Here is a 13898-nt window from a genome sequence, read left to right on the forward strand (position 1 = left end):
CTGACTAGGTTCGGGTCGATGCGAGAACCCGATGCCGCGTTCGCGGACCCCCGTCAGGCCGAGCTCTACGACGTCTTCGACAGCGACCGTTCCGATCTGGAGGTCTATGTCGCGATCGCCCACGAGGTCGGCGCCCATCGTGTCGTCGACATCGGTTGCGGCACGGGCTCGCTCGCGGTTCGACTGGCCGAGGAGGGGTTCACCGTGGCCGGCGTCGATCCTGCCGCAGCGTCCCTGGACGTCGCCCGCACCAAGCCACGCGCCGACCGCGTGACCTGGATCAACGGCGACGCGACCGCGCTTGCCGACCTTCCCGGTGACGCCGACCTGGCCGTGCTGACCGGCAACGTCGCCCAGGTCTTCGTCTCCGACCAGGACTGGTCCGTGACGCTCGCCGGCGTTCGCAGCGGTCTCCGCCCCGGTGGCTGGTTCGTCTTCGAGACCCGTCGCCCGGAGGCCCGAGCCTGGGAGGAGTGGGATCTCCCACCGACGACCGTCGACCTTCCGGACGGCCGCACCGCCGTCGTCACCCGCACGGTCACCGACGTCGACCTTCCGCTGGTCACCTTCCAGGGGTCGACCACCATCGGCGACGAGACCCTGACCTCGACCTCCACCCTCCGCTTCCGCGGCCGCGCCGAGATCGAGCGCGACCTCCTCGCTCACGGCTTCACCGTGAGCGAGGTACGCGACGCCCCGGATCGCCCGGGCAAGGAGGATGTCTTCCTCGCCCGATGCGGCGATCTCAGTGCTGCGGGGTGAGCACGTCGAAGACGATCTCGTCCTCGGTCCCGGCAGCCAGCCGCCAGACGGCGTCGGCGACCTTGTCCGGGTCGAGGGTGGCGTAGGGGGCGGGGGTGCCGGGCTCGGTGAGCATCTGGTGGATGTCGCCGCGCTCGATGAGGCCGCCGACGACGAGCGAGCCGACGTGGATGCCGTCCTCGGCCACGGCTGCGGCGAGGGTGCGGGCGTAGGTCCGCAGTGCGCCCGAGGCGGGGGCGTATGGGCCGAGGAAGGGGAGCGGGACGAGCGCGCTGACCCCGGAGACGTACACCAGGGAGCCGCTGCCACGGGAGCGCATCGCGGGCAGGACGAGCGAGGCGACCTCGGCGGCGGGCTCGACGATCTCGGCGGTCGCGCGGCGGATCTCAGCGGGGCCGGTCTCGAGGATGCCGACCGTCGGTGCGCTCAGGTCGTGGGCGCCGGGGCCGTGGTAGACGACGTCGATCGGACCGAGCTCGGCGGTGATCTCGGCGAGGGCGCTGCTGATGCCACCGGGCTCTCGGAGGTCGGCGGCCACCGCGACGGCCGGCACTCCGCTGGCTGCCAGCGTCTCCAGGTAGCCCGGGTGGCGGTCCGCGCTGCGGGAGACCAGCCCGACGGCGTACCCCTCCTCGGCGAACCGCTGCGCCACCGACATCCCCAGGCCGGGGCCGGCGCCCAGGACCGCGATCGTGCTCATCTTCTTCTCCCTCATGGATAGGTTGCTGATGTCAGCAACCCTCGCCGTCCGGCGGCGCTCGCGGAAGAAGGCACTTCAATGTCAGATGGGAACACCGATGTGCCCCGGCACATCGTGAGCGTGGCTCTCGGCCCCGGGCTGCCGGAGCTGGTCCCGGCCGGGGACTACGAGGCGTGTCCGGTGACGCAGACCCTGCAGATGCTCGGGGACAAGTGGACGCTGCTGGTGCTGGTGATGCTGGCCGAGCGCCCGCACCGCTACAACGAGCTGCGGCGCCGGGTCGAGGGGATCAGCCAGCGCATGCTCACCCGGACCCTGCGCACGCTGGAGGAGGACGGGATCGTGACGCGTACGGTCTTCCCGACGATCCCGCCGGGCGTGGAGTACGCCCTCAGCGACCGCGGCCGGGACCTGCTGGTTCCGCTCGCCGGGCTCGCGGAGTGGGTGGTGAGCGGCCAGGCGGCCTGACGCGTCAGAACCCGCGGGTCCAGAAGACCTCCTCGTGGAGGTGGCGGGAGCGCCAGCCGTCCGGCGTGCGCACGAAGCTGTGCCGGTAGCGGCCGCCGACCTCGACGACGCGCTCGCCGCCGGACCCGTCGGCGATCACCATCGGGTTGTCGAAGTACGCCACGACGTCCGCCCCCTCGTCGGTGAACGTGATCCCGACCTGGCCGATCGTGTGCAGCCGCTTGCTGGAGAACGCCGGCAGCATCTCGGCGAGCCATTTCTTGACGTCGGCGACCTCGCCGACGGTGCCGCCGGACTCGGAGTAGTCGATCGTGGCGTCAGCGGCGAACACCGTGTCGAGCGCGTCCCAGTCACCGTCGTCGACGGCCAGGGTGTAGCGGGTCAGCGCGTCGGTGATCTCGGCGCGGTCGATGAGCTCTTGAACGCCATCGATGTGCGTGGTCATGGCAGGTCTCCTTCAGCGAGGTGAGAGGACGATGACCGGGATCTCCCGGTCGGTCCAGGTCTGGTAGGTCTCGAAGTCCGCGTACGTCCCCAGCAGCTGCGGCCACAGCGCGGCCCGCTCGGCGGGGTCGGCGACGCGGGCCCGGACGAGGCTGCGGCCGCTGCGGGGGAGGCGGACGGCGACGTCGGGCTGGGCGCGCAGGTTGGCGACCCACTGCGGATCCTTCGGCAGCCCGCCCTGGGAGCCGACGACGACCAGGTCGGGGCCGGACCGCATGAACAGCAGGGGAGTGCTGAAGGTGCGTCCCGACGTGCGGCCGATGTGCTCGAGGAGGAGCACCGGCGCGGGCTTGCGCCAGCCCGCCATCACCCGCCACCGACCGCCGACCCGGCCGTTGGTCAGCTTGAAGAGCGCCGCGTTGGTACGGGCGCCGTACTTGATGATCCTCGCCGTCAGCGGCGAGTCCAGGCCAGCAGGACGATCGAGAGAAGGAGACATGGCGAACACTCTGGCAGAAACTTAGAACACGTTCTAGTGTTGGCCCATGCGCTTCACCTATGCCGAGGCAATGACGCAGGCCGACTACTACGCACCGCTGGCTCAGGCGGCGGAGGCCGCCGGCTACACGAGCATGACCGTGGCCGACAGCCTGATCTATCCCGAGGAGTCCGACTCCACCTATCCCTACACCGACACCGGCGACCGGGAGTTCCTGCAGGGCAAGGAGTTCATCGAGGCGTTCATCCTGTGCGCCCACCTCTTCGCGGTCACCGAGACGCTACGCCTGACGCCGTTCGTGGTGAAGCTGCCGGTCCGCCCGCCCGTGCTGGCCGCCAAGCAGGCCTCGAGCCTCGCCTTCCTCTCCGGCAACCGGCTCGGCCTCGGCGTCGGCCTGTCCCCGTGGCCGGAGGACTTCGCCGCCCTCGGCGTCGACTGGAAGCGGCGCGGGAAGCGGATGGACGAGTGCATGGACATCCTGCGAGGCCTCACCGACCCGAGCGGTGACTTCTTCGGCTACGACGGCGAGTTCTACGAGTTCGCGCCGCTCCAGCAGCGTCCCGCGCCGACCGAGAAGATCCCGCTCCTCGTCGGTGGCCACGCCGACGCCGCGCTGCGCCGGGCGGTCCTCAAGGGCGACGGCTGGATGCACGCCGGTGGCGACGGCGAGGAGCTCGACCGCCTGCTGGTGCGCCTCGCCGAGATCCGGCGCGAGGAGGGTGACACCCGGGACGACTTCGAGGTCCACGTGATCAGCTACGACGCGTACGACCTCGACGGGATCAAGCGGCTCGAGGACAAGGGCGTGACCGACTGCATCGTCGGCTTCCGCGATCCCTACGTGAAGGGCGCCGACCCGGAGCCGCTGGAGAAGAAGATCAAGCACCTGGAGTGGTACGCGGAGAACATCATCGCGAAGGCGAACGGATGACCTCGCCGGAGCCCAGCGCGGCGTACGGCCTGACCGAGCCGCTCCAGCGGGCGATCGCGGAGGCGGAGGAGCTGATCGCGAACGCGCCCTTCATCCGGACCGAGGCCGACCGGCTCGAGGGCTATGAGTACCTCTCCGGACGGATCCGGATGGCGATGCAGACGGCGTTCGACTACGACCTCGAGCAGCCGCTCTTCGTGAATCCGACCCACCAGTTCTCCAAGCAGGGCCTGGACAACCCCGACGCCATCTACCTCAACGCCTACCTGCGAGAAGGCGTCGAGTACGTCGTCCGCGGCCGCCGTGGGACGAGCGCCGACCTCTCCTTCCAGGTGATGGGTGGCGCCTACACCGCGGATGCCGCCGCGACCAGCCTGATGGCCTTCGACGACCGCAAGCTCCAGCTCGACGACGACGGGTCCTTCGAGTTCACCTACACCGCCGAACCGGGCGCGAAGACCCTGATCGTGCGCGAGGTCTTCAACGACTGGGACACCGAGACCCGCGGCACCATCACCATCGAGCGTCCCGACACCCTCGGTCGGCCGCGCCGCCCGCTCACCCAGGAGCTGCTCCGGAAGAAGTACGAGGTCGCGGCGCGATCGCTGACCGGCTCGATCCAGACCTGGTTCGCCTTCCCCCAGTTCTTCCAGTACAAGGAGCCGGTCAACACCCTCACCGTCCCGGCGCGCACGCCCGGCGGGCTGGAGTCGCAGTTCTCCTCGATCGGCCACTACGAGCTGGCCGAGGACGAGGCGCTCGTGGTCGAGGTGCCCCGGTGCGACGACTGTTCGTACCAGGGGTTCCAGATCGGGTCCGACTGGTACGCTTCGACCGACTACGAGACGCACCAGACCAGCCTCACCAAGGCCCAGGCGATCACCGATCCCGACGGCGTGATGCGCTTCGTGATCTCCGAGCGCCCACCCTTGGACGGCAAGCCGATCGCCAACTGGCTCGAGACCACCGGCCACCGCACCGGCTCGGTGATGCTCCGCTGGCAGCGGCTCGAGCGCGACCTCACCGCTGCCGACGGTCCGGTAGTTCACAAGGTGAGCCTCGGGGACGTACGTGACCTGCTCCCGCACACCGAGACCCTGAACCCTGGGGGGTATGCGGAGAGGATCACCGCACGTCAGCGGGCGGTTGCGCGCCGGATGCTCAGCTGAGGTAGGGCGCGACGCGAAGGCGTCGGACGCCTATGCTTGCCGCCCATGGCCAGCCCCCACCACGAGCCACCGACGATCCCGGGTTTCCGGCATCGCGCGCTGATCGGCGCGGGCGACTCCTCGGAGCTCTTCCTCTACGAGTGGCAGCAGGAGAAGGTCGACGTCGCCGTGAAGGTCTGGAACGACCGGCTCAGCGCGGAGATCCAAGACGCGCTCGCCCGGGAGACCAAGGAGGTCGCCGAGCTCGCCGCGCACCCGCACGTGCTGCCGCTGCACGCCGTCGGGGTCAGTGACGACGACCGCTGCTTCGTCGTGATGGACCACCGCGCCGGCGGCGACCTGGAGGCGCGCAGACGGAGCGAGCGGCTCCCCGTCGCCGAGGCGCTCAGCCTCACGATCAAGGTCGCCGGAGCGCTCGACGTCGCGGCCCGCCACGGCATCCTGCACGGCGACGTGAAGCCGGGGAACATCCTGCTGACCAGCGGCGGCGAGCCGCAGCTGGTCGGCTTCGGAAGCCTCTCCTCGGCCGGGCGTCCCGGCGGCGCCGAGTCGCCCTCGCTGCCGTGGATGGCGCCGGAGATGCTTGCCGAGCCACCCGAGCCGAGCGCCTGGGCGGACATCTGGAGCCTGGCCGCGACCTGCTACACGCTGCTGGTGGGACGTACGCCGTTCGAGGGGCCGGACGGTTCCGGTGCTCCCGGGGCGCTGGCGGAGCGGATCCGGGGGTCCGACCCGACGGCCATCGACCGCGACGACGTCCCGGCGTCGTTCGAGGAGGCGCTGCGCAAGGCGATGTTCAAGCGCCGCGCCGGGCGGCACTGGAGCGCCGCCGACTTCGCCAAGGCCCTCCAGGCGGTCGAGGAGGAGCTCGGTCTGCCGGTCACGCCGCTCGCCGAGATGCCCGAGCCCGGGGAGGAGCTGCCGGGGCGGGCCTCGATCGTCGACGCTCCCGAGAGTGTGGACGCACCCGACGTTCCCGACGTTCCTCGGGCGCCCGAGATCTCCGAGGCCCCAGAGGTCGAGTTCGCGCCGGACCCGGTTCCCCCGCCGGTGCAGTCGGAGTCGGAGGCGGCCGCGGCGGGAGACACCGCCGAGGTGCCGATCGTCACCGGTCCCGTGATCGACACCGCGCCCGAGCAGTCCGAGGACGTCCTGGGCCATCGGGTCGACGTCGACCGGGTCGCCCGCCTCCTCGTCTCCGCGCACACCCAGCTGCCGATCTCGGTGGCCGTCCAGGGGCTGCCCGGGAGCGGCAGGTCGACGTTCCTGCGGAAGGTCCAGGAGCGCATCGAGTGGCTCACCGAGCACGACGACAGCTACGCCGTCCGCACGAGACACGTACGCATCGACGCCCGGCAGTACGCCGACGGCGATGTGGCGAGCCGGGTGATCGACCGGGTGCGGAGCGTGGGCAGGACCCAGCCGCCGCCGCTGGTGGCCAAGCACCAGGCCGCGCAACGGCGGACGGCCGAGCTGCGGGCCGCCCTGGCGGGGCTGCCCGAGGAGGAGACGCAACGCGGCAAGCGCCGGACGCAGCAGCCGATGACCACCAGCATGGCCCTCGCGGCGATGGACCGGGAGGTCGCGGCCTACGAGGCCGCGCTGCGGGCGGCGCCGCCCGGACCGCCGCCGGGCCCGCCGGCCGGCGCGCTGGCGGGCGCCGTGGCTGTCCGGACGATCGTCTACGTCGACGACCTGGACCGGTGCGACCCCGCCACGACGGCCGGCGTGCTGCGGGCCGTCGACGAGCTCGGCGGCCAGGAGGAGGTCGCGGTCGTCGCGGCCGTGGATGCGCAGATGCTGCGGCGATCGCTCGAGGGCCGGGTGGCGGAGCCTGCTGCGTACCTCTCCCGGGTCTTCGACGTGCCGTTCGCGCTGCGCGCGTTCGCGGGCGACCCCGCGGTGCGGTTCATGCGGTCGCTGATGCGCCAGGCGGTGCCGTCGTGGCCCTCCGCGCTGGCCACGGGCGCCGGTGACCGGTCCGGCCGCCAGAGTGCGGTCGCGAGCTTCGAGATGACGCCCGGCGAAGCGCTGTTCACGAGCGAGCTGGCGCGCTTCTGCGCGACGCCCGGAGGCGCCCGGAAGCTGCTCGCGGTCTATCGGCTCGCGCGTACGGCGCCGGCGAAGGTGAGCGCCGGCCCGGCCGGTCACCACGCCCTCGGGATCCTGATGGCGATCCTGGTCGGCGCCCCGGCCCAGGCAGCCCAGGTGCTCGGGGCCGTCGTCGAGGCGCTCGCCGCGGGCGAGGACAGCGGCACGTTCCGCACGCTGCTGGAGAAGGTGGCGCGGGAGCACACCGCCGAGTGCGGGCGGGCGACCTGCGGGCCGTGCGCCGACTGGTCCCGGGTGCTCCGTGCCCACGCCGACCTCGTCCGCGGGCAGCAGGTGCCGCAGGAGATCGGGGCGTACGCCGAATGGGTCGACGAGGTGGCGAGGTTCAGCTTCCCGGCCTGACCCCTTCCGCGCCGAACCCCTTCCAGGCTGTGCCTTTTCAAGAACTGAAACACGTTCTACTCTAGGCGCCATGACTGGACTCCTGGATGGCAAGGTCGTCGTGCTCTCGGGGGTCGGCCCCGGCCTCGGACGCTCGCTCGGCGAGCAGGCCGCGCTGATGGGCGCCGACCTCGTGCTCGCCAGCCGCACCGAGAAGCGGCTGCAGAAGATGGCCGGCGTCATCGAGGAGCACGGACGGCGTGCCCTGGTGGTGCCGACTGACATCACCGACGAGGACGCCCGCCGACACCTGGTCGACGCCGCGCTGGAGGAGTTCGGCCGTGTCGACGTGCTCCTCAACAACGCCTTCGGCATCCCGCCGATGGACCCGCTGACCCAGATCCCGCTGGACGCGCTCCGGCTGGCCCAGGAGTCCAACGTGTACGCCCCGCTGCGGCTCTCGGCGCTCTTCGCCGACGCGCTCGCGGCCACCCCCGACAAGCCCGGCGGCGCGATCGTGATGATCAACTCGGCGGTGCTCTACCAGAGCCAGCCGGAGTTCGCGGGCTACAAGCTCTCCAAGGGAGCCCTCGCACACCTCGCCTCGTCGCTGGCCACCGAGCTCGGCCCGCGCGGCATCCGGGTCAACTCCGTCGCGCCCTCCTACATCTACGAGGACGTCAACAAGGCCTACTTCGACTGGATGGCCTCGGAGTCGGGACGCACCCACGAGGAGGTGTACGCCGAGAAGGCCGCCCCCACCGACCTGAAGCGGCTCGCCACCCCCGAGGAGGTCGCCCGCGCAGCGCTGTTCCTGGGCAGCGACCTGGCCTCCGCGGTCACCGGAACCGTGCTCAACGTCGACTGCGGGGAGTTCCATGACTGAGACGCGCCCGAACGAGACCGCACCGCGCGAGCGGGCGGACGTCGGGACGTACGAGGACATCTGCGCCGCCGCCACCCGCACCACCGGGCTGAGCGACTTCGGCGGGACCGACCACGAGGAGGGGCTGCGGCTGCTCGTCGAGGACCTCGCCTCGCCCGAGGCCGGTCTGACCCCGGTCGGCAACTACTTCCACCGCGCCCAGGTGAAGTCCGCCCTCGTCGGCCGGCTGATGACGCAGGCCCGGCTCGCGGAGTTCCCCCAGCACCAGGACGTACGCATCGAGCGGCCGATCTTCGTCACCGGGCTCGTCCGCACCGGCACCACCGCCCTGCACCGGCTCCTGGCCGCCGACCCCGCCCACCAGGGCCTCGAGACCTGGCTGACCGAGTTCCCCCAGCCGCGGCCGCCGCGGGAGACCTGGGAGGACGACCCGGTCTTCGACGCGCTGCAGAACGCCTACCGGCAGCACCATGTCACCAACCCCGAGTTCATGGGGATCCACTACATGGACGCCACCAGCGTCGAGGAGTGCTGGCGGGTGCTGCGGCAGAGCGGCAAGTCGATCTCGTTCGAGTCGCTGGCCAACGTCCCGCGCTACTCCGCCTGGCTGGCGAAGCAGCACTGGCGCGACGCGTACGAGCTCCACCGCCGGAGCCTGCAGCTCATCGGGCTCAACGACACCGACAAGCGGTGGGTGCTCAAGAACCCCTCGCACCTGGTCGCGCTCGACGCGCTGATGGAGGTCTACCCCGACGCGCTCGTCGTCGTCACCCACCGGGACCCGGTCGTCTCGGTCGCCTCCGGCTGCTCGCTGTCCGCGGAGGCGACCGCGGGGATGTCGACCACGTTCGTGGGGGAGACCATCGGGGCGACCCAGCTCGAGATGCTCTCCCGCTCGTGGCGCTCGTTCGGGGAGGCCCGTCGGCGCTATGACCAGGCGCAGTTCCTCGACGTCGACTACCGCGGGTTCGTGCAGGACCCGGTCGGCACGGTCGAGGGCATCTACAGCCACTTCGACATCCCGTGGAGCGACGCCGCCCGGGCCGAGGTCTCCCGCATCGACGCCGAGTCCCGGAGCGGGAGCGCGCGGCCCAGGCACGACTACAGCCTGGCCGACTACGGGTTGACGGAGGACGAGGTTCGCCAGGCGTTCACCTCCTGATCCGGCGAGCGCTCGCCGTGGCGGACCGGATGTGCTCTACCGTTCGGCGCGAGCTCAGCGCGTGCGGGCTCATGAAGCTGCCCAACTCACGGGAGTCGTGCGATGAGTCACGCCACTGCTGTCCTGGCCTCCGAGTCGACGGACGCGCCTGCCAGGCCCTCGGCCCGGCTCGTCGCCGTACTGGCCCTGCTGGCCGCGTTCGCCGCCTCGATGAGCCTCTACTTCGCCACCACGCACGCGCTGTCCTACCACGCACGTGACGAGGGACCGAACGCCTCGTACGCCATCTCCCTGCACGCCGGCGACCTGCCCACGATCGACTCGCCGGTGGCGCTCGACCGGGACCGCTTCCCGCAGATCGCCCGAGGCGCGAACCGGGAGGAATTGGACCGGCACCGGATGATCTGGACCGCCAACCATCCGCCGCTCTACTACCTCCTCGGGGTGCCGTGGGTCGCTCTCGCCGACGCGCTCGACAATCCGCAGGTGCTGATCACCGGGATGCGGGTGATGAGCGCGCTGGCGTACGGGGCGTTGGTGTTCCTGGTCGGTCTGATCGCCTTCGAGGTCACCCCTCGGCGTCCTGCGGCGGCGATGCTCGCCACGGCGATCACCGCCTCGCCCGCGGTGCTGGCGGTCGCGGCGGGGTTCATCATGAACGACAGCGTCGCGGTGGCGGCCTCGTCGCTGACCGTGCTCGCGACCCTGCGCATCCTGCGGCTCGGCGTGACGCGGAACCGGATGATCGTGATGGCGGTCGCCGGCACGCTGGCCGCCGCGACGAAGGCGCCCGGCGTGATCACCGTGATCATGTGCGGTGCCGCGCTCGGGGTGACGCTGCTGCTCCGCGACCGCACCTGGAAGGGCTTCCTCCGGGCGACCTGGCTGACCGCGATCGCGACCGGGGTGCCGGGCCTGGCGATCGGCTGGTTCTACGTACGCAACATCGTGCTCTACGGCGACCCGACCGCGAGCTCTGCGCTCCTGGAGCGCTACCAGCGGGTGCAGGTGGACACCTGGTTCGAGGTGATGACCGCGCCACGGTTCTGGCACGGCTGGTACGACCACCTGTGGGTGCCCCTCCCGCTGCGCGGCACCGGTCTGCACTGGGTCATCGACACGATCACGCTCGTCGCGCTGCTCGGGCTGGCGCTCGGTGTCGTGGCGCGGCTGCGCGACCACGGCCGGGAGCACGGCCTCGTCGTCGGCGCGCCCCGGACCCCGTCGGTGGCGACCGTGGGTCTGCTCGTGCTGATCGCGCACGCGTTCGTGATCATCGTCAACCTCGCCCAGTTCCGCTCCGGAGGCGGCAATCCGCACGAGCGCTACCTGATGACGATCATGCCGCTGGTGGCCATCGTGCTCTCGGTCGGCCTCCTGGCCATCGTCGACGCGGTCCCGTGGGGCGAGGTCCGCCGGCGCGAGGAGATCGCCGCCGCGATCGTCTCCGCGTTCCTGCTGGGGATGGCCGCCGCCACCTTCGCCGTCTCGGTGCGCACGCAGATCCGCGTGGGCGCGGATGTCATGCTCCCGGAGCTCCGGCTGGTGCCGTACGCCGTCCTTGTCGCCGGCGGACTCTGCGCACTCGCCGCGGTGGCACTCCCGCTCGTCTGGCGGCCACGTGCGGACGGCGGCGTGGGTGTCGAGCCGCTTCGTGGGTTCTCCGGCCCGGGCTTCGCCGATGTGGAGGGGACCCTGCGGGCTCCTCTCTAGCGCCGCGCCCGAGACAGGTAGCGCACTACTCGCTCTCCGGGGCGCGGGGCGCGGTTGGGTGACTGCATGATCACCCACGCCATCCCGAGCTCCCACCGCACGGCATCGACGGTCTGGAGCAGGATCGCCGCGGTGCTGTCCGGTCTGCTCAGCGTCGGCTTCGGCATCCCGGCCGCCTATGGCACCTACCACTTCGCGACCCACGACGGCGAGGTGTGGATGTTCATGGGCTTCCCGACGTACGGCGACGGCCCGTTCGTCGACGTCGGTATCCCGACGACCGTGCTGCTGCTGGCCGGGTTCACCGCGGTGTGCCTGGCCGAGGCCGTGGTCGGCGCTCTGCTGTGGACGCGTCCGCGCCTCGGCGGGTGGCTCTCGATCGCCCTGCTCCCGTTCGAGCTCGCCTACTGGTGGGGCTTCGCGTTGCCGTTCGGGCCGATCGTGGGGCTGGCTCGGACGGTGGCGGTGGGCATGGTGCTTCGTCGGCGGGACTAGTCCGAGCGTTGGCGTGGATGTCGAGGGCACCAAGACTGTCGGTGGTCCCGAGTAGCCTGGACGTCATGCGTCCTGTCACCGATCTCGAGCGTCGTGTCGCCCCGTTCAAGGTGGTCTCCGACTACCAGCCCTCGGGCGACCAACCGGCAGCGATCGCGGAGATCACCAAGCGGATCCAGGACGGCGTCAAGGACGTCGTCCTCCTCGGTGCCACAGGAACCGGTAAGACGGCGACGGTGGCCTGGACCGCCGAGCAGCTGCAGCGTCCGATGCTGGTGCTGCAGCCCAACAAGACCCTCGCGGCGCAGTTCGCCAACGAGCTGCGCCAGCTGTTCCCGGACAACGCGGTCGAATACTTCGTCTCCTACTACGACTACTACCAGCCGGAGGCGTACGTCCCTCAGACCGACACCTACATCGAGAAGGACTCCTCGATCAACGAGGAGGTCGAGCGGCTGCGCCACTCCGCCACCAACTCCCTGCTGACCAGGCGCGACGTGATCGTGGTGAGCACCGTGTCGTGCATCTACGGCCTTGGCACCCCGCAGGAGTACGTCGACCGGATGATCCGGCTGCGGGTGGGGGAGGAGCACGACCGCGACTCGATCCTGCGGCGTCTGGTGGAGATCCAATACACGCGCAACGACCTCTCCTTCACCCGCGGCACCTTCCGGGTGCGCGGCGACACCCTGGAGATCTTCCCGGTCTACGAGGAGCACGCCGTCCGGATCGAGTTCTTCGGTGACGAGATCGAGCGACTGATGACGCTGCACGCGGTCACCGGCGAAGTGCTCACCGAGGACCAGGAGCTCTACGTCTTCCCGGCGACCCACTACGTCGCCGGTCCCGAGCGCATGGAGCGCGCGATCAACGGCATCGAGGCCGAGCTCGACCAGCAGCTGAGCACCTTCGAGAAGCAGGGCAAGATGCTCGAGGCGCAGCGGCTGCGGATGCGTACGACCTACGACATCGAAATGATGCGCCAGGTCGGATCGTGCTCCGGGATCGAGAACTACTCGATGCACATCGACGGCCGTGAGCGTGGCTCGGCGCCCAACTGTCTGCTCGACTACTTCCCGGAGGACTTCGTCCTCGTCGTCGACGAGTCCCACGTCGCGGTCCCGCAGGTCGGCGGGATGTACGAGGGCGACATGTCCCGCAAGCGCAACCTGGTCGAGCACGGCTTCCGGCTGCCCAGCGCCCAGGACAACCGGCCGCTGAAGTGGGAGGAGTTCCTGGAGCGGATCGGCCAGACCATCTACCTCTCCGCGACTCCGGGCGACTACGAGCTCGACAAGGTCGGTGGCGACACCGTCGAGCAGATCATCCGGCCGACCGGGCTGATCGACCCCGAGGTGATCATCAAGCCGACCAAGGGCCAGATCGACGATCTGATCGGCGAGATCAACGACCGGGTCGCGAAGAACGAGCGCGTCCTGGTCACCACGCTCACCAAGAAGATGTCCGAGGACCTCACCGACTACCTGCTCGACGCCGGGATCCGGACCAGGTATCTCCACTCCGAGGTCGACACCCTCAAGCGGATCGAGCTCCTCCGCGACCTGCGGCTGGGCGAGTACGACGTCCTGGTCGGCATCAACCTGCTCCGTGAGGGTCTCGACCTCCCGGAGGTGTCGCTGGTCTCGATCCTCGACGCCGACAAGGAGGGCTTCCTGCGCTCGGACAAGTCGCTGATCCAGACGATCGGCCGAGCGGCCCGAAACGTCTCCGGTCAGGTGCACATGTACGCCGACAAGATCACCCCCTCGATGGAGTCGGCGATCGAGGAGACCAACCGCCGGCGCGCGATCCAGATGGCCTACAACGAGGCCAACGGCATCGACCCGCAGCCGCTGCGCAAGAAGATCGCCGACATCACCGACATGCTCGCCCGCGAGGACGAGTCCACCCAGGAGCTGCTCAACACCTGGGCCGGCACTGAGGCCAAGGGCCGCGCGGGCAAGACGTCCGCCAAGGCGCCCACCCCGATGCTCGGCGACGCCGCCCGCGAGGCCCGCGAGCGCGGCCTCGTCGGCCTCCCTTCCTCCGACCTGGCCCAGCTCATCGGCGACCTCACCGACCAGATGAAGGGCGCCGCCGCCGAGCTCCAGTTCGAGGTCGCCGCCCGGCTGCGTGACGAGATCTCCGAGCTCAAGAAGGAGCTCAGGCAGATGATGGAGGCGACCAAGTGAGGAGGGAGACCGCTCGACCGAGGAACGAGGTCGAAAGCGGTCTC

Annotated in this window: 13 protein-coding genes; 10 read left to right on the forward strand and 3 right to left on the reverse strand. The window is 70.5% G+C overall.

Annotation, left to right across the window (positions count from 1 at the left end):
- Positions 1-18 precede the first annotated feature (18 nt).
- Positions 19-762, forward strand: a complete 744-nt coding sequence (locus HD557_RS12315; protein ID WP_196874079.1) for a class I SAM-dependent methyltransferase — start codon at positions 19-21, stop codon at positions 760-762.
- Here the strand turns inward: HD557_RS12315 and HD557_RS12320 are convergent.
- Positions 746-1477 carry an SDR family NAD(P)-dependent oxidoreductase gene (locus tag HD557_RS12320; RefSeq protein ID WP_231380266.1) on the reverse strand — a complete coding sequence of 244 codons (732 nt, stop codon included), beginning with the start codon at positions 1475-1477 and terminating at the stop codon, positions 746-748. The genes HD557_RS12315 and HD557_RS12320 overlap by 17 nt on opposite strands.
- A gap of 63 nt (positions 1478-1540) precedes the next feature.
- On the opposite strand from HD557_RS12320, the gene HD557_RS12325 reads away from it, so the two are divergent.
- A complete protein-coding gene (locus HD557_RS12325) occupies positions 1541-1930 on the forward strand; it encodes a winged helix-turn-helix transcriptional regulator (RefSeq protein WP_196874080.1) in 390 nt (129 codons plus the stop codon).
- Between the two features lie 4 nt (positions 1931-1934).
- Here the strand turns inward: HD557_RS12325 and HD557_RS12330 are convergent, their stop codons facing one another.
- The gene (locus HD557_RS12330) at positions 1935-2375 is read right to left on the reverse strand and encodes a nuclear transport factor 2 family protein (protein ID WP_008360060.1); all 441 of its coding nucleotides are present in this window, start codon (positions 2373-2375) and stop codon (positions 1935-1937) included.
- 12 nt (positions 2376-2387) lie between these two features.
- Positions 2388-2873, reverse strand: a complete 486-nt coding sequence (locus HD557_RS12335) for a nitroreductase/quinone reductase family protein (RefSeq protein WP_196874081.1) — start codon at positions 2871-2873, stop codon at positions 2388-2390.
- 46 nt (positions 2874-2919) lie between these two features.
- Here HD557_RS12335 and HD557_RS12340 point away from each other — a divergent pair, with 46 nt between their 5' ends.
- From HD557_RS12340 to uvrB, 8 genes are all read left to right on the forward strand, one after another.
- Complete coding sequence (locus HD557_RS12340; protein WP_008360056.1) at positions 2920-3804, forward strand: TIGR03619 family F420-dependent LLM class oxidoreductase; 885 nt, start codon at positions 2920-2922, stop codon at positions 3802-3804.
- Positions 3801-4973, forward strand: a complete 1173-nt coding sequence (locus HD557_RS12345) for a hypothetical protein (protein WP_196874082.1) — start codon at positions 3801-3803, stop codon at positions 4971-4973. Before HD557_RS12340 ends, HD557_RS12345 begins: the two co-directional genes overlap by 4 nt.
- Before the next feature lie 45 nt (positions 4974-5018).
- Positions 5019-7427, forward strand: coding sequence for a serine/threonine-protein kinase (locus HD557_RS12350; protein ID WP_196874083.1), 2409 nt, complete (start codon positions 5019-5021; stop codon positions 7425-7427).
- A gap of 70 nt (positions 7428-7497) precedes the next feature.
- Positions 7498-8292 (forward strand): SDR family oxidoreductase, encoded by a 795-nt coding sequence (locus tag HD557_RS12355; protein WP_008360049.1) that lies wholly within the window; start codon positions 7498-7500, stop codon positions 8290-8292.
- Complete coding sequence (locus HD557_RS12360; protein ID WP_008360046.1) at positions 8285-9454, forward strand: sulfotransferase family protein; 1170 nt, start codon at positions 8285-8287, stop codon at positions 9452-9454. Before HD557_RS12355 ends, HD557_RS12360 begins: the two co-directional genes overlap by 8 nt.
- A gap of 102 nt (positions 9455-9556) precedes the next feature.
- A complete protein-coding gene (locus tag HD557_RS12365) occupies positions 9557-11167 on the forward strand; it encodes a phospholipid carrier-dependent glycosyltransferase (RefSeq protein WP_196874084.1) in 1611 nt (536 codons plus the stop codon).
- A gap of 66 nt (positions 11168-11233) precedes the next feature.
- Positions 11234-11662: a hypothetical protein gene (locus HD557_RS12370; protein WP_196874085.1), complete on the forward strand. Its 429-nt coding sequence runs from the start codon at positions 11234-11236 to the stop codon at positions 11660-11662.
- A gap of 65 nt (positions 11663-11727) precedes the next feature.
- Complete coding sequence (gene uvrB / locus HD557_RS12375; RefSeq protein WP_008360043.1) at positions 11728-13854, forward strand: excinuclease ABC subunit UvrB; 2127 nt, start codon at positions 11728-11730, stop codon at positions 13852-13854.
- The last annotated feature ends 44 nt before the right edge of the window (positions 13855-13898 follow it).

The sequence above is a fragment of the Nocardioides luteus genome (assembly GCF_015752315.1).
In the GTDB taxonomy this organism is placed as follows: domain Bacteria; phylum Actinomycetota; class Actinomycetes; order Propionibacteriales; family Nocardioidaceae; genus Nocardioides.

Bases quoted from the DNA above. Each gene is read 5' to 3' on its own strand.
- HD557_RS12315 (WP_196874079.1), top strand. From the start codon at position 19: ATGCGAGAACCCGATGCCGCGTTCGCGGACCCCCGTCAGGCCGAGCTC.
- HD557_RS12320 (WP_231380266.1), bottom strand. From the start codon at position 1,477: ATGAGGGAGAAGAAGATGAGCACGATCGCGGTCCTGGGCGCCGGCCCC.
- HD557_RS12325 (WP_196874080.1), top strand. From the start codon at position 1,541: ATGTCAGATGGGAACACCGATGTGCCCCGGCACATCGTGAGCGTGGCT.
- HD557_RS12330 (WP_008360060.1), bottom strand. From the start codon at position 2,375: ATGACCACGCACATCGATGGCGTTCAAGAGCTCATCGACCGCGCCGAG.
- HD557_RS12335 (WP_196874081.1), bottom strand. From the start codon at position 2,873: ATGTCTCCTTCTCTCGATCGTCCTGCTGGCCTGGACTCGCCGCTGACG.
- HD557_RS12340 (WP_008360056.1), top strand. From the start codon at position 2,920: ATGCGCTTCACCTATGCCGAGGCAATGACGCAGGCCGACTACTACGCA.
- HD557_RS12345 (WP_196874082.1), top strand. From the start codon at position 3,801: ATGACCTCGCCGGAGCCCAGCGCGGCGTACGGCCTGACCGAGCCGCTC.
- HD557_RS12350 (WP_196874083.1), top strand. From the start codon at position 5,019: ATGGCCAGCCCCCACCACGAGCCACCGACGATCCCGGGTTTCCGGCAT.
- HD557_RS12355 (WP_008360049.1), top strand. From the start codon at position 7,498: ATGACTGGACTCCTGGATGGCAAGGTCGTCGTGCTCTCGGGGGTCGGC.
- HD557_RS12360 (WP_008360046.1), top strand. From the start codon at position 8,285: ATGACTGAGACGCGCCCGAACGAGACCGCACCGCGCGAGCGGGCGGAC.
- HD557_RS12365 (WP_196874084.1), top strand. From the start codon at position 9,557: ATGAGTCACGCCACTGCTGTCCTGGCCTCCGAGTCGACGGACGCGCCT.
- HD557_RS12370 (WP_196874085.1), top strand. From the start codon at position 11,234: ATGATCACCCACGCCATCCCGAGCTCCCACCGCACGGCATCGACGGTC.
- uvrB (WP_008360043.1), top strand. From the start codon at position 11,728: ATGCGTCCTGTCACCGATCTCGAGCGTCGTGTCGCCCCGTTCAAGGTG.